Genomic DNA, 19,564 nt, shown 5'->3' on the forward strand with positions numbered 1-19,564 from the left:
GGTGTGTGGTCCGCTTTCTGGGGTGGGGATCCCCCCCATTGGGTTGGGGGGGTTTGCCCGGGGGGGGGGGGGGGGGGGGCCCCCCCCCCCCCCCACCGGCGTGTGCGCAGCGTGCTGCCGCTGACGCGCAGGTCAGGCCTGCTCGGTCTCCGAGACGGCCTTGGTCTCGGTGGCGTCCGCCTCGGCCTCGGCCGGCTTGTCGGCCTCGGTCTCGGCCGGGGTCTCGGCCTCGGCGGACTTCTCGCCGGCCTTCTCCTCGGCCTTCTCGCCCTCGAGGAGCTCGCGCTCCCACTCGGCCAGCGGCTCGGCGGCGGCCTTCTCGCCGCCCTTGGCCGCCTCGGCGGCACCGGAGCGGGCGATGAGGCCCTCGGCGACGGCGTCGGCGATCACGCGGGTCAGCAGGGTGACCGAGCGGATCGCGTCGTCGTTGCCCGGGATCTTGTAGTCGACCTCGTCCGGGTCGCAGTTGGTGTCGAGGATCGCGACGACCGGGATGTTGAGCTTGCGCGCCTCGCCGACGGCGATGTGCTCCTTCTTGGTGTCCACGATCCAGACGGCGCTGGGCACCTTCTGCATCTCGCGGATACCGCCGAGGGTCTTCTCCAGCTTGGCCTTCTCGCGGGAGAGGACGAGCAGCTCCTTCTTGGTGAGGCCGGAGGCGGCCACATCCTCGAAGTCGATCTGCTCCAGCTCCTTGAGGCGCTGCAGACGCTTGTAGACGGTCGAGAAGTTGGTCAGCATGCCGCCGAGCCAGCGCTGGTTCACGTAGGGCATGCCCACGCGGGTGGCCTGCTCGGCGATGGCCTCCTGGGCCTGCTTCTTCGTGCCGACGAACATGATGGAGCCGCCGTGCGCGACGGTCTCCTTGACGAACTCGTAGGCGCGGTCGATGTACGACAGCGACTGGAGCAGGTCGATGATGTAAATGCCGTTGCGCTCGGTGAAGATGAAGCGCTTCATCTTCGGGTTCCAGCGGCGGGTCTGGTGCCCGAAGTGGACGCCGCTCTCCAGCAGCTCCCGCATCGTGACGACGGCCATGGCCGTTCTCCTTGAGGTACTCGGTTGTCGTCAGCGGCGGCGGGGCGCCGCCGCTTGCCTGACGCCCCTGACGCGCAGTGCCGAGGAAATGCCTGGTGAGAGGCGTCTCCAAGGACCGAGACGCGCGGCCACCGGGTCAGGGTGGCGGGGCGTGCGAAGTCAGCCCGGTCACCCGGGCCGCACAGAGCAGTGTACGGGACCGCGGAAGCGACCCGCGCCACGGTGCACCGGCCCCCGCCCAGGCCTCGTCTCCCCTCCACCCCTTCCAGTGACCGCCTTGTCCACAACTCCCCGGTATTCCACAGAACTTCACCAAGATCCCCCAAACCCCCTCCCCCCACGAGACGGTCTCCCCATGCCCCACTACAGCCCCCTCCTGACCCTCCTCCTGACCACGACCCTCGCTCCCCTCGCCTCCGCGCCGAGCCCGGGGATGAGCCCGGTCCGCCCGCCGCCCATCGCCCGCACCTGGCCCCTCCAGGGCCGCCCGCCCGTGCTCCGCGCCTGGGACCCGCCCCCGACGCCCTACGCGGCAGGTCACCGCGGGGTGGACCTGGGCACCGCCCCGGGCCGCCCGGTACGCGCCGTGGCCCCCGGCAAGATCGCCTACGCGGGCACCGTCGCGGGCCGCGGCGTCCTCTCCATCGACCTGGCCGGCACCGGCACCCCGCCGCTCCGCACGACCTACGAGCCCGTACGCCCCACGGTCCACAAGGGCACCACCGTCCACGCCGGCCAGGTAGTCGCCCTGTCAGCCCCCGCCACACCCCACTGCCCGCCCACGACGGCATGCCTCCACTGGGGCCTGCGCCGCGGCGACGCCTACCTCAATCCCCTCCAGCTATTGCCGCCCGAGCTGCTACGGCACGGCGGGTCGCGCTTGCTTCCCGTGTACGGGGTGCCGGTGGCGGGTGGGGAGGGGCAGAGGGGAGCACCGGCGGGGTGGGGTGTGAGAGCAGAGCGGGATGTGGGGGCGGGTGGGAGTGCTGAGGGGAGCTTGGAGCAGGGGCGGGATGCGCCGGAGCTTCGGGGCGCACGGCAGGTGCGAAAGGGGCGGGATGTGCGTGGTGCGCCGGTGTGGGGCGAGGGGCGCGTTCGGGACCGGGCCCTAGATCAGGTGAGAGCCGCGCCGAGACTGCGGGGGAAGACGAGCGGCGGTGCGGAGCACCCGTGGGGCTTTCTGGTGGGGGCGGTCGCACTGTGCGCGGCCGCGGTGTGGGCGCGGCTGAGGTTGAACGTGAGAGGGGCGGAGTGAGGCCCCCGGGGGGGGTGAGTGAGCAGGGGTGAGCGGCTGTGCCGGTGCATCTGTGCCAGGGCTGAGCGGTTCGGATTAGGTGCTCAGCCCTGAGGGGGCCTGGGGTGGTGGAGGAGGTGGGAGGGGTGGGGCGGGGGGGGGAGGGGCCCCGATCAGCCGCCGCGAACCCCGTTCAGCGCCATCCCCACCGCCGCCTCCGTGATCTGCTCGGGGTTCTCGGCCGCTCCGAGTTCGGTGCGGCGGACGGCGGCGTCGACGACTCCCTGGAGCAGCATGGCCGCCAGGCGGGGCTGCTCGTGGCCCAGCTCGCCGAGGGCCTCGACGACCATGGCGATGAGGCCGCCGTGGGCGGCGCGGATCTTCTCGCGGGCGCCCGCGTCGAGTTCTCCCGCGGAGATCGCGACGACGGCGCGGTGGCGCCGGTCGCCGACGAGGGCGAGCTGGCTGCGCACGTACGCTTCGACCTTCGCCTCGGCGGTTTCCTCCGCCGCCATGGCCGCTTCGACTTCCGCGGCCCATACCGGGAAGTCGACGGCGCACAGTTCCTCGACGACTGCCGCGCGGGAGCGGAAGTACTCGTAGACGGAGGAGCGCGCCAGACCCGTCCGCTGCGCGAGGGCGGGGAACGTCAGTGCTTCCGTTCCGCCCTCGGACAGCAGTGAGCGGGCAGCGTCCAGCAGGGCAGCGCGCTGCATGGTCCGGTGCTCGGCCACAGAGGCCGCTCGAATCCTGGGCACGGTCTCTACCTTACGGACGGCAGTACCGATTCAGCGACCGACGTCCGCCAGCTTGGCACGCAATTGAAGAACGGATTTGGTGTGGATCTGGCTTACGCGACTTTCCGTGACGCCGAGTACCTGCCCGATCTCGGCGAGCGTCAGGCCCTCGTAGTAGTAGAGGGTGACGACCGTTTTCTCCCTTTCGGGAAGGGTGTTGATGGCGCGGGCGAGGAGTCGTCGCAGCTCGCGGTCCTCGGCGATCTCGACGGGGTTGTCGGCCGCCGTGTCCTCCAGCGTGTCCATGAGGCTGAGGCGGTCGCCGCTCTCGCCGCCGACGTGCAGCAGCTCTTCGAGTGCTACGACGTTGGCGAGGGACAACTGGCTGAAGACGCCGTGGAGTTCTTCGAGGGGGATGCCCATCTCGTCGGCGACCTCGGCCTCGGAGGGGCTGCGGCGCAGCGTGGCCTCGAGGGTGGCGTATGCGCGTTCCACGGCGCGTGCCTTCTGGCGTACGGAGCGGGGGATCCAGTCGAGCGCCCGCAGTTCGTCGATCATGGCTCCGCGGATGCGGGTGATGGCGTAGGTCTCGAACTTGATCGAGCGGTCGGGGTCGAACTTCTCGATGGCGTCGATGAGCCCGAAGATCCCGGAGGAGACGAAGTCGGCCTGTTCGACGTTGGGCGGCAGCCCGACGCTGACGCGGCCGGCGACGTATTTGACCAGCGGCGAGTAGTGGAGGATCAGTTGCTCCCGGAGCCGGTCGTCGCCCGTGGCCTTGTACGACCGCCACAGCTCGTCGAGGGAGCTGGGGGCGGCGCCGGTCGCGGCGGCGCCGGCCGCGTCGATCGCGATCGCCGCAGTCGGTGCCGCCGTGGCGGCGGTGCGGTCGGGCCGGGAGATGTGCATGCGTCGCTGTGAGCCGTTTCTGCTGAGAGGGCCGTCAGGTCGGAGAGGCGTCGTGGCCGTGTGTCTCTTTCTGAAGTGATGTGAGCGTAGCGTGACTACGGCGTTGCTCTGAGCGATGGGCGGCGGTTCCCGCATGGGCAGATCCGTTCCGCTGCCCGCACGGCGGTGTGACCCGTATGGCGGTATCCACTACAGGCGTTCGGCACACGGAGCGGTTGAACAAGCGCACATGTTTCACCTTTTCACTCCATATCCGCAGGTCAAGCACCACACCATCACTCAATGGGGTTTCCGTCGTCCCGAGCTGCCAACTGCCAGGCACCGGCCGTGTTTTCGACGAACCCCAGAGCTCTGAGCTCTCGCAGGGCCGCGAGAACTTCCTCACATGTGCTGCCGCTCGCCTCGGCGAGTCGCGCGGGATCGGTGCCGCCGTGAGCAGGCATGACCTCCAGCACACGCGCTGTCGCCGGCGGAAGAAGGTCTCTCGGGACCTGCGGGCCACTCCGTGAAGGCCCCAGTTCACCGATGGCACCTACGAGTTCCACGATGTCGCTGGAATCGGTGACCACCATTCCCTCACCGCGCAGGAGTTCGTGCACTCCGGCCGACATTCCGGAGGTGACCGGTCCCGGGACGCCCATCACGTGACGCCCCAGTCTGCGCGCGTGCCGGGCGGTGGAGAGCGAGCCGCTGCGCAGTGCCGCCTCCACGACCACGGTGCCGCGGGTGAGTGCCGCGATCACGCGGTTGCGCAGGACGAATCTGCTCCGTGTCGGGTGGTCGCCGGGTGGCAACTCCGCGACGAGCAGACCGCGTTCGCCGACGGAGCGGATCAACTCGCCGTGCGCGGGTGGATAGGAGACGTCCACCCCGCAGGCGAGCACTCCGATGGTGGCGCCGTCGACGGCCAGCGCGCCGCGGTGTGCCGCGCCGTCGATGCCGAAGGCCAGGCCCGCCACCACGGTCCACCCCTTCTCGGAGAGCCCCGCGCCGAGCCGGGTGGCGACGTGCACCCCGTACTCCGTGCAGGCGCGCGCTCCCACCACGGCCACGGAGCGCACCGCCCAGAACCGGAGCGACGGTGTCCCGCGCACCCAGAGGCCGATGGGGCGCGCGGTCCCCAAGTCGTCGAGCTGGCAGGGCCATTCATGATCGCCGGGGCAGATGAAGCGCGCTCCGCAATCGTGCGCGGCCCGGAGGTCGGCCTCCGGGGAGGCGCGAGCCGTGCGCCCCCGCAGCCTGCTCCAGCGTGTGGGGCTCACCCCGGGCGGTGGCTGCCCGCCCTCGCGCAGCAGCCGGAGCAGATGCGGCGCCCCGTACCGCTGCAGCCAGCGGCCGGCCGTCTCATCGCCCGGTTCCAGTACCCGGGTCAGGGCGGCCCTGGCCAGTCGTTCCTCCTCCGTAACGGCCCTGGTCGCGGCCTCGGGATCCCGGGCGTTCCCGGACGCGCTCACATCCCGCTCCCCACGCGGGCCGCGGCGCGGGAGATCCCGGTGCGGAGCTCCAGGGCCAGGTCCACGTCGCCCGCGGTGGGGCGTTCGTGCCCGGCGAGGTCGGCGACGGTCCAGGCCACCCGCAGCACCCGGTCGAAGCCGCGGGCGGTGAGCAGGCCGCGTTCCATGTCCTCCTCGGCTTGGCCGAGCGCTCCGGCCTCCACGGGCCAGTGGGTGCGCAATTCGTGGCCCGGCACTTCGCTGTTGGCCGTCCACGGTGTGCCGGCGTACCGGTGGACCGCCCTCTCGCGGGCCTCTCGTACGCGCGCGGCGACCTCGGCGGTCGAGTCGGAGCCGCCGTTGAGGGCGGTGAGCTCGGAGCGGGTCAGCGGCTCTACGCCGACGCGCAGGTCGACCCGGTCGAGCAGCGGTCCTGAGAGGCGGGCGCGGTAGCGCCTGATGGACGAGGGGCGGCATTCGCAGCCGCCGTTCCTGGTGCCGTATCTGCCGCACGGGCAGGGGTTGGCCGCGAGGGCGAGCAGGAATTTCGCGGGCATCCGCAATATGCCGGCCGCCCTGGCCACCACGACGTGTCCTGCCTCCAGCGGTTGCCGCATGGCGTCGAGCACTTTCGCTGAGCACTCGGCGGCCTCGTCCATGAACAGGACGCCGTTGTGCGCCAGGGACACCGCTCCGGGCCGTGGCAGTCCCGAGCCGCCGCCGATGAGGGCCTCCATGGTCGCCGAGTGGTGGGGCGCGCAGTAGGGCGCGCGCTCGACCAGCGGCTGGCCGGGCGGGAGGACGCCGGCGACCGAGTGCACGGCCGTGACCTCCAGTGCCTCCTTGTGGCTGAGGGGCGGGAGGAGGCCGGGCAGCCGCTCGGCGAGCATGGTCTTGCCCGCTCCGGGCGGCCCCTTGAAGAAGATGTGGTGGCGTCCGGCCGCCGCCACCTCGAGCGCTCCCCTGGCCGATGCCTGCCCGGCCACGTCCTTCATGTCGGGCGACCGCTGCCCGCTGATGCTTCCGCGCAGGGTGCCGGGGCCTCCTACGGGGAGGGCGAGCCCCGCCAGGAACGGATCGGGCCTCCCCTCGTCGTCCTGGGCGAACTCCTCGGGCACCGCCTCGTCCGCGAGCAGCGCGATCAGCTGCCGCAGGCTGCGCACGCCGAGCACCGACACCTCGGGCACCAACGACGCCTCGGGAACGGCGCATTCGGGCACGACCACCTGTCGGTAGCCGGCTTCCGCCGCGGCGAGCACGGCGGGCAGGACCCCGCGCACGGGCCGCACCCGCCCGTCGAGGCCCAGCTCGCCGAGCATCATCACGTCGGCGATGGACCGCGGGTCGATCCGCTCGGCGGCGCCCAGCACGGCGCAGGCCACGGCGATGTCGAAGCCGCTGCCGCTCTTGGGCACGGAGGCCGGGCTGAGGCCCACGGTGAGCTTCTTCTGCGGCCACTCGGCGTCCGAGTTCACCACTGCGGCGCGCACCCGGTCGCGGCTCTCGCTGAGGCTCTTGTCGGGCAGCCCCACGAGCGTGAAGTGGGCGACGCCCGGCTCGAGGTCGGCCTGCACTTCGACCGGTACGCCCTCGACGCCCACCAGGGCCACCGAGCAGGTGCGTGCGAAACCCATCACGCCACCCCCTCGGCGTGCTGCACCACCGGGGCGCCGCGCTCCGCGAGGAGCACTCCGACCAGGTCGATGCGCACACCGCCGAAGGGCGGCATTCCGAACTGGGGCAGCCAGCGCTCGCTGAGCCAGCGCGAGGCGAGCCTCCGCAGGCGCGCGGCCTTGGCGGGGGTGAGCGCGTCCATCGGGTGCTGGTACAGCCCGGCGCGTGCTGCGCGGCGGGTCTTCACCTCGCAGACGACCAGCGCATCGGCCTGCCGCGCGACGATGTCGATCTCGCCTTCGCGGCAGCGCCAGTTCCTCTCCAGCACGTCCAGGCCGCTCTGGCTCAGCCGCCGTACTGCCAGGTCTTCTCCGTATCGCCCGAGCGCTCCCCTGCGGCCCGGATCCTGTTGCGGGCTCATCGGCACCACCTCCGGGCACCGACTCTGGCCGCGGCAGCGGCGGCCCGGGGATCATGGCCGTTTCCTGGGGACAACTCACGGCCTGTGGATAACTCGCTCACCTTCTCGCGGGAACTTCCCCGCCGGCCCTGGCGCCGCGCGGCAGGATCCCCCGAGAATCGAGGCACCGCTCGGACCAGGCGTCCCGCAGACCGCCCTCACGGCGAGACGCACCCGAGCAGCGAGAAACAAGCCCGCCCACGGCGCCAGCCCCCGCGCCGGCCGCACCGGCGCCCACACCCACGCACGCCCGGGGCGCCCCGCCCCGGCGACCTCCCGCGCTCAGCCCTTGAAGCCGGAGTCCTCGGGGAGGTCGAGGTCGCTCTTGTTGAGCTCCTCGATGTTCACGTCCTTGAAGGTGAGCACCCGCACCTGCTTCACGAAACGCGCCGGGCGGTACATGTCCCACACCCAGGCGTCGGCCATGGAGACCTCGAAGAACACCTCACCCTGTACGGAGTGCACCTGCATCTCGTAGTCGTTGGTGAGGTAGAACCGCCGCTCGGTCTCGATGACGTACTTGAACAGTCCGACGACGTCCCGGTACTCCCGGTAGAGCTTCAGCTCCATCTCGGTCTCGTACTTCTCGAGGTCCTCGGCGCTCATGGCATGTTCCCCTTCAGCCGTGCGTGCCCCCATTGTGCGTCAGGGCCTGCGCCCCCGTCCGGCCCGCCGCGCGATCGGTCCGTACGCGGCGCCGCCGAGGATGAGCACGGCCCCTGCCACGATCGCACAGACCAGGGCGCGGACCGGACCCGGCTCCGAGATGCCGCCCGGCATCGGGGCGAATGCGGACGGTTCGGTCAGTGTTCCCATGCTCGACGTGGGCCAGGCGATCGCGTCCACCCGGGCCTGCACGGCGGTGCGCGGCACGGCCCCGTGGCTGCCGTCCGTCAGGTGCACACGGGAGTCGGCGGAGTCGATGCGGTGGTCGCCGAGCAGGAAGAGCTTGCCCTGCGGCACGGTGGTGGCCTTGAAGGGCGGCTGCGAGTTCGGGTCCCGGTCCTTGAGGTAGGTCTCGTCCACGGCCTTGCCGTTCACGGTCAGCCGGCCCTGGTTCCCGCAGCAGGCGACCTTGTCGCCGCCGACGCCGACGACCCGCTTCACCATGGGCACGGAGCCCCAGACCGAGTCCTGGAAGACCACGACGTCGCCCCGTCGCACCTCGCCGCCGTCGATGCGCTCGGCCAGCACCCGGTCCCCCGCCTTGACCGTGGGGTCCATGGAGTCGGTCGGCACGGTGTAGGGCTGGTAGAGCACCGCACCCCAGATGAAGCCGCCGAGGAAGAGCACGCAGCCCAGCGCAACCGCCAGTCCGGACAGCGCACTTCCCACGCGGCCGCCCTGCCTGGCGTCGGTCCGTACCGCATTGCTCATGCCCGCACTCCCGGGGTGGAGGTCTCGGAGATCCAGAGGTCTCGGCGCACCCTACCCGGGCGTACGTACGGGGGTAAGCCCTTGATCAACATCCGGCGACCGGGAAACACGAGGCCCCCGGTGCCGGACAGCGGCGGACCCGCGCACCGGGCCCGAAAGGTCCGGTACGCGGGTCCGTCGACGGAGAGTCAGCGCCGGCGAATCAGCGCTGGAGAGTCAGCGCTCCTGGAGGCGCTTGCGCCGCCACAGCACGATCGGGACCGCACCCGCGAGGCCGAGCGCGGCCGGGGCGCCGTTGGCGGCCGTCGCGGCGGCCTGGGACGCCTTGGACTCGACGCCCTTCTGGCTGAAGGTGTCCGGCACCGGCAGCGTCGACCAGCGGGTGACCGGCCAGGCCACCACGATGGCGCGGCCGACGACCTCCTGCTCGGGCACCATCCCGCCGTACTTCTGGTTCTGGTGGTAGCGCGAGTCGAGGGAGTCCTGGCGGTGGTCGCCCATCACCCACAGCTTGCCCTTCGGCACCTTGATGGGGCCGAACGGCTCGTCGTCGCAGGGGGTGTTGCCGGGGTAGAGGTACGAAGTCTCCTTCAGCGGCGTGCCGTTGACCTTGACCGGTCCCCCGCGCTTGCACTGCACGGTGTCGCCGCCGACCGCGATGACGCGCTTGATGAGGTCCTTCTCGTTGGCGGACGGCATCAGGCCGATGAAGCTCATCACGTCCTGGAAGACGTTGGTCTGCATCGGGGTCTCGGGCAGCCAGCCGTCCGGGTCGTGGAAGACGATCACCTCGCCGCGCTCCGGCTTGGAGCCGAACCACGGGGTGAGCTTGTCCACCAGCACCCGGTCGCCCTGCTGGAGGGTGTTCTGCATCGAGTTGGACGGGATGGAGAACGCCTGCACCAGGAAGGTCTTGATCACCAGGGCGAGGATCAGGGCGATCACGATGAGGATCGGCAGCTCCTTCCAGAAGGATCGCTGCTGCTTGGCCCCCTTGGCGGGCTTCATCCTCTTCGCACCTTCCGGTCCGTCCGCTGCCGGCCCGTCGCCGCCGGTGCCCGCGCCGGACCCGCTGCCGCTCATGCCGTCGTCTTTCTCGTCGTACACGCTGTTGAACTCGCTGTCCGTAGGGGCCCCACTCGTACCCGAACTCACGCTCTCGCCACTGCCTCTCTCCGGGGTCGGCGCCCGGTCGTGCCCCGTACTCTGACCGCCGGGTACGTCAGGACGGTGGCCGTCCGGTCCGTCGTCGCCGGAACCGGACCGTGTGCCGGCCGCCAAGTCCCCCACGCTCACTCCTCAACTTGCCTCTCGATCCGTCCCGCAGACGGGACAGACCCACCACTCCCATAACGAGCGGGAGGACCGCAGGGCTCGGGACCGATGTCACTCGATTGTCCCCGTTACCGCCGCCCGCCGCGGTTGCCGCGCCCGGCGCGTCCGTCACGGAAGCATAGGTCGCCGGCTCCTCCAGTCGGCGCCAGTGGCCGAAGGGCCACGCGATCACCACCGCCCGCCCCACGACGTCCTGTTCGGGCACCGTGCCGCGGTGCCCCTCGCGGAGGTGGAAGCGGGAGTCGGCGGAGTTGGCGCGGTGGTCGCCCATCACGAACACCCGCCCGATGGGCACCGTCACGTCGAATTTCATCTGCGAGGGAGCGTTGCCGGGGTGAACATACGGCTCCTTGAGTGGGGTGCCGTTGACCGTGACCTTGCCGGCGCTGTCGCAGCAGCGCACCCGGTCGCCTCCCACGCCCACCACGCGCTTGATCAGGTCCTGTTCGTCGTCCGAGGGCAACAGGCCTATGAAGGAGAGGAGTTGCTTGCCCTGCTTGAGACCGGCGGGAGGGTCCTGCTTCGGCTTCTGCTCTCCCTCGAGCCAGCCGCCCGGGTCCTTGAAGACCACCACGTCACCGCGGTGCGGCTTGGAGCCGAACCAGGGGGTGAGCTTGTCCACCAGCACCCGGTCCCCGATGCGGATCGTCTGCTCCATCGACCCCGAGGGGATCACGAACGCCTGCACCAGGAAGGTCTTCAGCACGAGGGCGATCAGCAGCGCGACACCGATGAGGATCGGTATCTCCTTGGTCGCCGAGAGGCGCCTGCGGCGCTTGATGCGTTTCGCGGCCTTCCGCCGCGCCGCCCTTCCCTCGCCGGGACCGCGCGCCGGGGGCGGTGCGGTCCCGGACTCCCCCGCGGTCCCGAGCCGCATCGTTTCCTCCGCGGGCGCCTGCGGTGGTCCGGGCTGCGGATGACCGGGCGGCGGCTGGCCCGGACCCGGCGGTACGGCGTCGGACGGCAGCGACGCGGAGCGCACGGGGCCCATGGGGCCGCCGGGCCGGGGCGCCCGCACGTGGGGCTGCCCGTTCGGCGCGGGCGGCTCCTGAGGAGACCCGTAGTCGAAGGGCTCGGTGTAGTCGTAGTGGCCGGGCCGGCCGCCGTTCTGTACGGGACGCCCGCCGTTCTGCCCGGGGAAGCCGTTGCCCTGCCCGGCGAAGCCGTTGCCGTGCCCGCTGAAGCCGTTGCCCTGCCCCGGCTGGCCGTGGCCGTTGTGCTGCGCGGGCCCGCCGCCGTTCTGGCCGAGGCCCGGTTGCGCAGGCCCGCCCCCCGGCTCTCCGTACCGCGCGCCCTGCACTCCCCCGTACGCGGGCCCGTCCTGCGCGCCCTGTCCGGGACCCCCGTACTCGGGATCGCCGTGGCCCGGCTCCCCGTATCCCGGGCCGCCGCGGTCAGCCATGTCCGTCCGTCCGGTCCGCGGCTCCCGTGCGGGCGCCCGACGGCGGCGCGCCCCAGCGCCCAGGGGGCCAGCCGATCCAGTCCGCGCGCCCGATCACCTTGTCCACCGGCACGGTGCCGCCGCCCGGCTCCCCCAAGTGGTCGCGGGAGTCCCTGGAGTTGGAACGGTGGTCGCCCATCACCCACAGCCGCCCGGGAGGCACTTCGATATCGAACGGCACACGCGAGGGCTTGTCCCCCTGGTGCACATAGTCCTCGTCCACCGGTACACCGTTCACCTCGATCCTTCCCTGCTTGTCGCAGCAGCGGACCCGGTCGCCGCCGACACCGATCACGCGCTTCACGTAGTCGGTCCCGGAGGGCCGTGCCAGTCCGACGGCGGCACCCGCCTCGCGGAGCAGGGCGGACACCGGGTTGCCGTTCCGCTCTCCTTCCACCACGAACGAGCCGGTCCCGTCGAAGACGACAACGTCTCCGCGCTCCGGATGGTTGCCGAAGCGGTATGTGAGTTTGTTGACGAGTACGCGGTCGCCGACTTCCAGGGTGGGCGTCATGGAGGAGCTGGGAATCTGGAAGGGCTGCACGACGAACGCGCTCACCAGCAGGATGACCGCCAGCAGCGCCGCGCAGAAGGCCGCGATACGAACGGAGCGCGACCGGTGCCCCGGTCCGCTGTCCGCGGAGCCGGAGGAGCGGTCGCGCTCCGGTTCGTGGTGCTGCTGTGCGTCGGTGTCCATCGAGCCGAAAGCCTATACGGGCACGGCGCGGCGACCGACAGCGATGCCGGTTCCCCTCCGGGCCGGGAGGGCCCGGAAGCGGGATCAGTTCTCGCGCTTCTCCTTGATCTTCGCGGCCTTGCCGCGCAGCTCACGGAGGTAGTACAGCTTCGCGCGGCGCACGTCACCGCGGGTCACGACCTCGATCTTCTCGACGATCGGGGTGTGGACCGGGAAGGTGCGCTCGACGCCGACGCCGAAGGTGACCTTGCGGACGGTGAAGGTCTCCCGCACACCGTCGCCCTGGCGGCGGATGCACACGCCCTTGAACTGCTGCACACGGGAGCGGTTGCCCTCGATGACGCGCACGTGGACGTTGACCGTGTCACCGGGGCGGAACGCCGGGACATCGCTGCGCAGGGAGGCAGCGTCGACACTGTCGAGCAGGTGAGACATGACCGTCTGCTTTCCTCGCCGATGCCACAGGTCATCAGCGGAATATCGTGATGCTGATTCGGATGCCGCTCCGCTTCGTGCGGGCGTTGGTCCCCCTGTGGCAGGGTCGCGCGCCGAGCGTGAGGCAGCGGCCTATTCTTCCACGGCCTCCCCGGCCTGCCCAAATCGGCCGTCCGTTCCCTGCCGCCAGCCCAGCTCCTCCAGCGTCGCGCGGTCGTGCTTGTCCAGCGCGCCGGGGTCGCAACGGGCGATCAGGTCGGGCCGGTTGGCGCTGGTGCGGGCCAGCGCCTGGTCCCTGCGCCATCGGGCGATCCTGCCGTGGTGGCCGCTGACCAGAACCTCCGGGATGCCGCGGCCGCGCCACTCCGGGGGCTTGGTGTAGACGGGCCCCTCCAGCAGGTCCGCCATGGCGCCGGGCGCGAAGGAGTCGTCGCGGTGGGACTCCGCGTTGCCGAGCACTCCGGGAAGCAGCCGCGCGACGGCCTCGACCATCACCAGCACCGGGGCCTCGCCGCCGGCCAGCACATAGTCGCCGATGGACACCTCGCGCACGTCGTAGTGCTCGGCGTAGTCATCGATGACCCGGCGGTCGATGCCCTCGTAGCGGGCGGGCATGAAGATCAGCCAGGGCTTGCCGGAGAGCTCCACGGCGAGCTCCTGGGTGAAGGGGGCGCCGCTGGGGGTGGGCACGACCAGGACGGGGCGGTCGCCGGGCTCCGGCGCGCCGCCGCCGATGATCTCGTCCAGGGCCTCGCCCCACGGCTCGGGCTTCATGACCATGCCGGGGCCGCCGCCGTACGGGGTGTCGTCGACGGTGTTGTGGCGGTCGTGCGTCCAGGACCTCAAGTCGTGGACGTGTACGTCGAGTTGGCCGCGGGCGCGGGCCTTGCCGACCAGGGAGACGTTCAGCGGTTCCAGGTACTCGGGGAAGATCGTGACGATGTCGAGCCTCACCGCGAGCCGCCTTCGCCGCCGCGCTCCCCGTCACCGCCGGACGTCCCGCTGGACTCCTCGCCGCCGCTCCCCGCGGCGCCGGAGCCCCCACCGCGAGAGTCCCCGGCACCGGAGTCCTCCCGCGAGCCCGCCACCTCCGCCTCGTCGTCGATCAGGCCGGGCGGCGGGTCGATGACCGCGCGCTGCTCCTCCAGGTCGATCTCCGGGACGATCTCGGCGACGAAGGGGATCAGCACCTCGCCGCCGTTCTCCCTGCGCACCACCAGCAGGTCCTGCGCGGGCAGGTGGGCGACCTGCTCGATGCGGCCGACGTGCTCGCCGTCGCGGGTGACCACGTCCAGGTCGGCGAGCTGGTGGTCGTAGAACTCCTCGGGGTCCTCGGGGAGTTCGTCGGGGTCGACCTCGGCGATCAGCAGGGTGTTGCGCAGCGCCTCGGCCGCGTTCCTGTCGCGTACGCCCTCGAAGCGCAGCAGCAGGCGGCCGCTGTGCACCCGGCCGGCGGCGATGGTGAGCGGGCCCGCGGAGGCGGGCTCCGTGGCCAGCCGGGCGCCGGGGCCGAGCCGCAGTTCCGGCTCGTCGGTCCGTACCTCCACCGTGACCTCGCCCTTGATGCCGTGGGCGCGGCCGATACGCGCGACGACTAGCTGCACTGTGCTTGTCCCTGTCCGTGTCGTACCTGGATGACTGCTCGTACCCGGAGCGCTGCCCGGCGGAGAAGCGCGGGCCCGGAGCCCGGGAAGCCTTGAGAACCACGGCCGCGAAGCCGTACGGGGAACCGGCGAAGCCCGCCGGGGGCACCGACGACCACGGGCCGGGGACGGTGGCTCACCGTCCCCGGCCCGTGCCGGTGCTGCATACCGCTGCTCAGCGGACCTGGTCCACGTCGACGAGGTCGACACGGACGCCGCGGCCGCCGAGGGCACCCACGACGGTGCGCAGGGCGCGCGCGGTGCGGCCGCTGCGGCCGATCACCTTGCCGAGGTCGTCGGGGTGCACCCGGACCTCGAGGACGCGCCCCCGGCGCAGGGTGCGGGAGTCGACCTGCACCTCGTCGGGGTGGTCGACGATGCCCTTCACCAGGTGCTCGAGGGCTTCCTCGAGCATCCTCAGGCCTCGGTCGACTCGGAGGAGGCCTCAGCCTCGTCCTTCTTGTCTGCCTTCTTCGCCTTCGGGGTGATGGCCTCACCCTGCGGCTCGTTGCCCGACTCCTTGGCGGCGGCCTCGAAGAGGGCCTTCTTGTCGGTCTTCGGCTCGGCGACCTTCATCGGCTCCGGGGCCGGCAGGCCCTTGAACTTCTGCCAGTCGCCGGTGACCTTGAGGATCGCCTGCACGGGCTCGGTCGGCTGCGCGCCGACGCTCAGCCAGTACTGCACGCGCTCCGAGTCGAGCTCGATGCGCGAGGGGTTCTGCACCGGGTGGTACAGGCCGATCTCCTCGATCGCACGGCCGTCACGGCGGGTGCGGGAGTCGGCGACGATGATGCGGTAGTGAGGCGAACGGATCTTGCCCAGACGCTTCAGCTTGATCTTGGCGGCCACGGTAGTGGTGTCTCCTGGTCTAAACGTGGGTGGACACGGCGGGTGCCACGTGGGGTTGCGGTACCCGGGGTGTCCGAAGAACGCGTCAGCCGGAGGAGAGAGGGGTCCTGTGCGGCTTCCGAGTACAGCCGTCCATGATGCCACACACGGAAGCCCGCGCCGAACCCGCCCACCGCACCGGTTTCCCGGCCCTGCCGGGCCTCAGCGCGGGTGGGCGGGCCGGGGGTCAGCCCAGCGCCGCCACCGCTTCGGGGGGCGCGTCCGGGATGCGGAACGGCTTGCCGCAGGCGCCGCACATGATCGGGGCCTGCTCGAGGACGGAGGGGACCACGCGGACGTTGCGCCCGCAGTCGCAGACCGCCTTGACGCGTACGCCGCCGCCGGAGGAGCCGTGCCGCGCGGCCGGGCCGCGGAAGCTCTTGCCGGTGTCGGTCTCGGTCGCGGCGCTGTACGCCTTCAGCGCGCGGTGCAGGCGCTCGATCGTCGGCCGGTAGGTCCGTCTGGTGGCCGGGGTGAGGACCACCAGCGAGAAGCCGCTGCTGGGGTGCGGCTCATCGGGGTGGTCGAGCCCCAACTCCTCGGCGATCGCCAGGAATCGGCGGTTGTGGTAGCGGCCGGCGCGGGAGGTGTCCCGGATGCCGCGCGCCGCGGCGACCCCGTGGACGGCCTCGTGCAGCAGCCGCTCGAAGGAGAGCCCGGTGCCGCAGGCGGACGAGGACTCTCCGATCAGTGATTCGGGCGCGGCCAGGTCCGGCAGCTCGGAGTGGTGCCGTTGAATGTCGGCCCAGGCGGCTGCCAGTTCGGCGGCGAGAACTGGTGGTGTCGTGCTCACGTCGTGCCCAACGAGCCGGAACGGCGCGGTGTTCCGATTCCGGGGCATCCTAAATATTTTGCACGTACGAGTCAGTCCCCGCTGATGGCCTCGTACGAGGGCGGGTCCTCAGAACTGCGGAGGAACCCGCACACGCGGCCCATCCCGGGGCGTATCACCGGTGGTTCCGCTGCTGTAGGCCGGGCGGCTCCCGCGCATCCCTGTTCCCGCGGGTAATCACCGCTCTCCCGCGACCATAACGAGCGGACCCGGAATCGGGTCATCCGGGTCCGTGCGGAGGAGCGTGCGACGCGTGCGGGGGCGCACACGGGGGTCAGCGAAGACTTCCCGGCGCACCCCCTGGACGGGCGGACAGATGCGCAGTTCCCTGACATACGGGGGTGGGGCGCTCGGCAGGACCGCAGCGGTGACCGGGCGCATACTGAGGGACAGCAGCGGGGGAACCTGACACATCGCCATGGACTCGTCGTCTGATTGGGGCGCGTTGCGATGACACCCACGCTCGTACGCCACCGGCACACCCTTCCCCAGCGGACCCGTGACTGGGCCGAGATCCAGGAACGGATGCTGGTGCCCCTTTACGAGGCGGTGTACGAGCATCTCGAGATCGGCCCCGGCTCCCGTGTGCTGGGGCTGGACTGCGGCGCGGGCCTCGCCCTGCTGCTGGCCGCCTCGCGCGGCGCCGCCGTCACCGGGGTGGAGGCCGACCCCGGGCGCCTGGCGCTGGCCCGCGAGCGGCTGCTGCCCGACCCCGAATCCGGCGCCCCGCACTGGGACGCGCAGCTCGGCGACGGCTCCGAGGGCGTACCGGCGCAGCCGGCCGCGGGGCGGCCGACGCTGGTCACGGCGTTCGACGCGCTCGCGCACCCGGAGTCGGTGGCGGAGGCGGCGGCCCGGCTGGAGCGGGGCACGCCGGTGGTGCTGGCCGGCTGGGGCCCGCCGGAGCGCTGCTCGGCGGCGCCGGTGCTGCGGGTGGCGGCGCGGCTGGCCGATCCCTCGGCGCGGTGCTGGCAGCCGTCGGGGCGGGACGACCTGGAGGACCTCGCCGTGCGCGCGGGGCTGCGGCCCGACGGCTCGGGCCGGGTGGCCTGCCCGTTCGGCTACGCGGGCATGGACAGCGCGGTGCGCGGGCTGCTGTCCACGGGCCTGTACGACGCGGCGATGCGGGCGACGGAGGAGAGCCAGGTGATCAAGGAGCTCACCGAGGCGCTGCACCCGTATCTGCGGGCCGACGGCACGGTGTGGATGCCGAACCTGTTCCGCTACGTGGTCGCCAGGGCCCTCTGAGCGGCCCTCCGAGCGCGGCCGGCCGCCCGCGGCCGCTCCCCCGTACGGCTCAGTCGTCCTCGCCGGCCCCGGGCCACTCCTCGGCGGTGAGGGCGAAGCGCTCGTGGTCGCGCCACGCGTCGTTGAGGAAGAGCATCCGCGGCGAGAAGCCCTCGTGGCGGAAGCCGAGGCGCTTGGCCATGGCGAGAGAACGGTGGTTCTCCGGCTGCACGTTGATCTCCAGGCGGTGCAGCGCGAGCCCGTCGGGCCCCGGCGCGAAGCACCGGTCGACGATGAGCAGCAGCCCCTCGGTCATCCGCCCGGTGCCCGCGTACGGCACGTAACTGTCGTAGCCCAGCGAGCCGTTGCGGAATCTGGCGCGCACGATGTTGGCGACGTTGACCCGGCCGACCAGGCCGTGGTCCTCGCGGTCGAAGATCAGGAAGGTGCGCAGCGCGGGGCCCTGGCGGCGCAGGAGGTCGGGGAAGCCGTCGGGCTCGACGGGGTTCCACGGCCTGAGGTGGTCGGCTGAGCGGACCACCGCCTCGCTGAACGCCTGCTCGTCCTCGGGCCGCGGAGGGCGGATGTATACGCGCATCTACGACATCATCCGCCCTCCGTCGCGGCCCGGCGCAGCAGGTCCCCTGCAACGGCGCCGGGGCGCCCCGGGATCACTTCGGGGGCAGCATGTCCTTGAACTCCTGGGGGAGTTCGAAGTCGGAGGCGTCCTGGCCCGCGCCCGGCAGGCCGAAGGCGCCGTCCTGGCCGCCCTGCGCCTTGCGCTCGGCGGCGGCCTGCTCCTCCTGCTTGCGCTTCATCGGGTTGCCCGACTGGCGCTTGCCCTTGGCCTTCTTCTGCTGCTTGGCCTTCTTCTTCGCGGCGCCGCCGCCACCGCCCGGCATCCCCGGCATGCCCGGCATGCCGCCGCCCTGGGCCATCTTGGACATCATCTTGCGGGCCTCGAAGAACCGCTCCACGAGGTTCTTGACCGCGCTGACGTCCACGCCGGAGCCGCGCGCGATGCGGGCGCGGCGCGAGCCGTTGATGATCGTGGGCTCGGCGCGCTCGCCCGGGGTCATCGACTTGATGATCGCGGCGGTGCGGTCCACGTCGCGCTCGTCGAGGTTGTTGATCTGGTCCTTCATCTGGCCCATGCCAGGCATCATGCCGAGCAGCTTGGAGAGCGAGCCCATCTTGCGGACCTGCTCCATCTGAGCCAGGAAGTCGTCGAGCGTGAACTCCTTCGGGCCCTTCTGCAGCTTGGCCGCCATCTTCTCGGCCTCTTGCTGGCTGAAGGTCTGCTCGGCCTTCTCGATCAGCGTGAGCATGTCGCCCATGCCGAGGATGCGGGACGCCATGCGGTCCGGGTGGAACGCGTCGAAGTCGTCCAGCTTCTCGCCGTTGGAGGCGAACATGATCTGCTTGCCGGTGATGTGCGCGACCGAGAGGGCCGCACCGCCGCGGGCGTCGCCGTCGAGCTTGGAGAGGACCACGCCGTCGAAGCCGACGCCGTCGCGGAATGCCTCGGCCGTGGTGACCGCGTCCTGGCCGATCATGGCGTCGACGACGAAGAGGACCTCGTCCGGGCTGACCGCGTCCCGGATGTCGGCCGCCTGCTGCATCAGCTCCTGGTCGATGCCGAGGCGTCCTGCGGTGTCGACGATGACCACGTCGTGGTGCTTGTCGCGGGCGTGGGTGACCGAGTCCTTGGCGACCTGGACCGGGTCGCCGACGCCGTTGCCCGGCTCCGGCGCGAACACCGAGACGCCGGCGCGCTCGGCGACGACGGAGAGCTGGTTGACGGCGTTGGGGCGCTGGAGGTCGCAGGCGACGAGCAGCGGGGTGTGGCCCTGGCCCTTGAGCCAGCGGCCGAGCTTGCCCGCGAGGGTGGTCTTGCCGGAGCCCTGGAGGCCGGCGAGCATGATCACGGTCGGCGGGTTCTTGGCGAACCTGAGCCGGCGGGTCTCGCCGCCGAGGACGCTGACCAGTTCCTCGTTGACGATCTTGATGACCTGCTGGGCCGGATTCAGCGCCTGGGAGACCTCGGCGCCCACGGCCCTCGTCTTCACCTGCTTGATGAAGGCGCGGACGACGGGAAGCGCGACGTCCGCTTCCAGCAGGGCAATACGGATCTCGCGCGCCGTGGCGTCGATGTCCGCCTCACTGAGGCGCCCTTTGCCCCGGAGGTTCTTGAACGTCGCACTCAGACGGTCGGAAAGGGTATCGAACACAGCGCTCGTCGGTCCTCAGAGTCGGGGATGCGG

21 protein-coding genes are annotated in these 19,564 nt (G+C 71.5%); 2 read left to right on the forward strand and 19 right to left on the reverse strand.

Going from position 1 to position 19,564, the window contains the following annotated elements; all coding sequences use genetic code 11:
• Positions 1-132: 132 nt before the first annotated feature.
• Entirely contained in the window at positions 133-1,038 is a 906-nt protein-coding gene (gene rpsB / locus ABEE00_RS33555) for a 30S ribosomal protein S2 (protein ID WP_345749573.1), read from the reverse strand.
• A 433-nt stretch (positions 1,039-1,471) separates the two neighbouring features.
• On the opposite strand from rpsB, the gene ABEE00_RS33560 reads away from it, so the two are divergent.
• Positions 1,472-2,293 (forward strand): M23 family metallopeptidase, encoded by an 822-nt coding sequence (locus ABEE00_RS33560; RefSeq protein ID WP_345749634.1) that lies wholly within the window; start codon positions 1,472-1,474, stop codon positions 2,291-2,293.
• 152 nt (positions 2,294-2,445) lie between these two features.
• On the opposite strand, the gene ABEE00_RS33565 is transcribed toward ABEE00_RS33560, so the two are convergent.
• The 16 genes from ABEE00_RS33565 to ABEE00_RS33640 all read right to left on the reverse strand — a co-directional run bounded on the left by ABEE00_RS33565 (position 2,446) and on the right by ABEE00_RS33640 (position 16,082).
• Positions 2,446-3,006, reverse strand: a complete 561-nt coding sequence (locus ABEE00_RS33565; RefSeq protein ID WP_345749635.1) for a TetR/AcrR family transcriptional regulator — start codon at positions 3,004-3,006, stop codon at positions 2,446-2,448.
• 54 nt (positions 3,007-3,060) lie between these two features.
• Complete coding sequence (gene whiG, locus ABEE00_RS33570) at positions 3,061-3,918, reverse strand: RNA polymerase sigma factor WhiG (protein WP_345749574.1); 858 nt, start codon at positions 3,916-3,918, stop codon at positions 3,061-3,063.
• 275 nt (positions 3,919-4,193) lie between these two features.
• Positions 4,194-5,372 carry a DNA-processing protein DprA gene (dprA, locus tag ABEE00_RS33575; RefSeq protein ID WP_345749575.1) on the reverse strand — a complete coding sequence of 393 codons (1,179 nt, stop codon included), beginning with the start codon at positions 5,370-5,372 and terminating at the stop codon, positions 4,194-4,196.
• Complete coding sequence (locus ABEE00_RS33580) at positions 5,369-6,985, reverse strand: YifB family Mg chelatase-like AAA ATPase (RefSeq protein WP_345749576.1); 1,617 nt, start codon at positions 6,983-6,985, stop codon at positions 5,369-5,371. Before ABEE00_RS33580 ends, dprA begins: the two co-directional genes overlap by 4 nt.
• Entirely contained in the window at positions 6,985-7,386 is a 402-nt protein-coding gene (locus ABEE00_RS33585; protein ID WP_345749577.1) for a YraN family protein, read from the reverse strand. Before ABEE00_RS33585 ends, ABEE00_RS33580 begins: the two co-directional genes overlap by 1 nt.
• A gap of 321 nt (positions 7,387-7,707) precedes the next feature.
• Positions 7,708-8,031, reverse strand: a complete 324-nt coding sequence (locus ABEE00_RS33590) for a DUF2469 domain-containing protein (protein WP_345749578.1) — start codon at positions 8,029-8,031, stop codon at positions 7,708-7,710.
• A 39-nt stretch (positions 8,032-8,070) separates the two neighbouring features.
• Positions 8,071-8,802, reverse strand: a complete 732-nt coding sequence (lepB, locus tag ABEE00_RS33595; protein ID WP_345749579.1) for a signal peptidase I — start codon at positions 8,800-8,802, stop codon at positions 8,071-8,073.
• 216 nt (positions 8,803-9,018) lie between these two features.
• Positions 9,019-10,092, reverse strand: a complete 1,074-nt coding sequence (gene lepB, locus ABEE00_RS33600; RefSeq protein WP_451918733.1) for a signal peptidase I — start codon at positions 10,090-10,092, stop codon at positions 9,019-9,021.
• The gene (gene lepB / locus ABEE00_RS35910; protein WP_451918734.1) at positions 10,025-11,539 is read right to left on the reverse strand and encodes a signal peptidase I; all 1,515 of its coding nucleotides are present in this window, start codon (positions 11,537-11,539) and stop codon (positions 10,025-10,027) included. Before lepB (ABEE00_RS35910) ends, lepB (ABEE00_RS33600) begins: the two co-directional genes overlap by 68 nt.
• Entirely contained in the window at positions 11,532-12,275 is a 744-nt protein-coding gene (gene lepB, locus ABEE00_RS33610; RefSeq protein WP_345749581.1) for a signal peptidase I, read from the reverse strand. The genes lepB (ABEE00_RS35910) and lepB (ABEE00_RS33610) overlap by 8 nt, the downstream gene beginning before the upstream one ends.
• A gap of 84 nt (positions 12,276-12,359) precedes the next feature.
• The gene (gene rplS, locus ABEE00_RS33615; protein WP_345749582.1) at positions 12,360-12,710 is read right to left on the reverse strand and encodes a 50S ribosomal protein L19; all 351 of its coding nucleotides are present in this window, start codon (positions 12,708-12,710) and stop codon (positions 12,360-12,362) included.
• A gap of 132 nt (positions 12,711-12,842) precedes the next feature.
• Positions 12,843-13,664, reverse strand: coding sequence for a tRNA (guanosine(37)-N1)-methyltransferase TrmD (gene trmD, locus ABEE00_RS33620; protein WP_345749583.1), 822 nt, complete (start codon positions 13,662-13,664; stop codon positions 12,843-12,845).
• The gene (rimM, locus tag ABEE00_RS33625) at positions 13,661-14,314 is read right to left on the reverse strand and encodes a ribosome maturation factor RimM (RefSeq protein WP_345749584.1); all 654 of its coding nucleotides are present in this window, start codon (positions 14,312-14,314) and stop codon (positions 13,661-13,663) included. Before rimM ends, trmD begins: the two co-directional genes overlap by 4 nt.
• A gap of 214 nt (positions 14,315-14,528) precedes the next feature.
• A complete protein-coding gene (locus ABEE00_RS33630; protein WP_345749585.1) occupies positions 14,529-14,768 on the reverse strand; it encodes an RNA-binding protein in 240 nt (79 codons plus the stop codon).
• A gap of 2 nt (positions 14,769-14,770) precedes the next feature.
• Positions 14,771-15,202: a 30S ribosomal protein S16 gene (rpsP, locus tag ABEE00_RS33635; RefSeq protein ID WP_345749586.1), complete on the reverse strand. Its 432-nt coding sequence runs from the start codon at positions 15,200-15,202 to the stop codon at positions 14,771-14,773.
• A 226-nt stretch (positions 15,203-15,428) separates the two neighbouring features.
• On the reverse strand, positions 15,429-16,082 hold the full coding sequence (locus ABEE00_RS33640) for a hypothetical protein (RefSeq protein ID WP_345749587.1): 654 nt from the start codon (positions 16,080-16,082) through the stop codon (positions 15,429-15,431).
• Between the two features lie 441 nt (positions 16,083-16,523).
• On the opposite strand from ABEE00_RS33640, the gene ABEE00_RS33645 reads away from it, so the two are divergent.
• Positions 16,524-17,321, forward strand: coding sequence for a class I SAM-dependent methyltransferase (locus ABEE00_RS33645; RefSeq protein WP_345749588.1), 798 nt, complete (start codon positions 16,524-16,526; stop codon positions 17,319-17,321).
• Between the two features lie 49 nt (positions 17,322-17,370).
• On the opposite strand, the gene ABEE00_RS33650 is transcribed toward ABEE00_RS33645, so the two are convergent.
• Positions 17,371-17,898 carry a GNAT family N-acetyltransferase gene (locus tag ABEE00_RS33650; protein ID WP_345749589.1) on the reverse strand — a complete coding sequence of 176 codons (528 nt, stop codon included), beginning with the start codon at positions 17,896-17,898 and terminating at the stop codon, positions 17,371-17,373.
• A gap of 73 nt (positions 17,899-17,971) precedes the next feature.
• Positions 17,972-19,531: a signal recognition particle protein gene (gene ffh, locus ABEE00_RS33655; RefSeq protein WP_345749590.1), complete on the reverse strand. Its 1,560-nt coding sequence runs from the start codon at positions 19,529-19,531 to the stop codon at positions 17,972-17,974.
• Positions 19,532-19,564 lie beyond the last annotated feature (33 nt).

This window comes from Streptomyces odontomachicola, from assembly GCF_039605595.1.
In the GTDB taxonomy this organism is placed as follows: Bacteria; Actinomycetota; Actinomycetes; order Streptomycetales; family Streptomycetaceae; genus Streptomyces.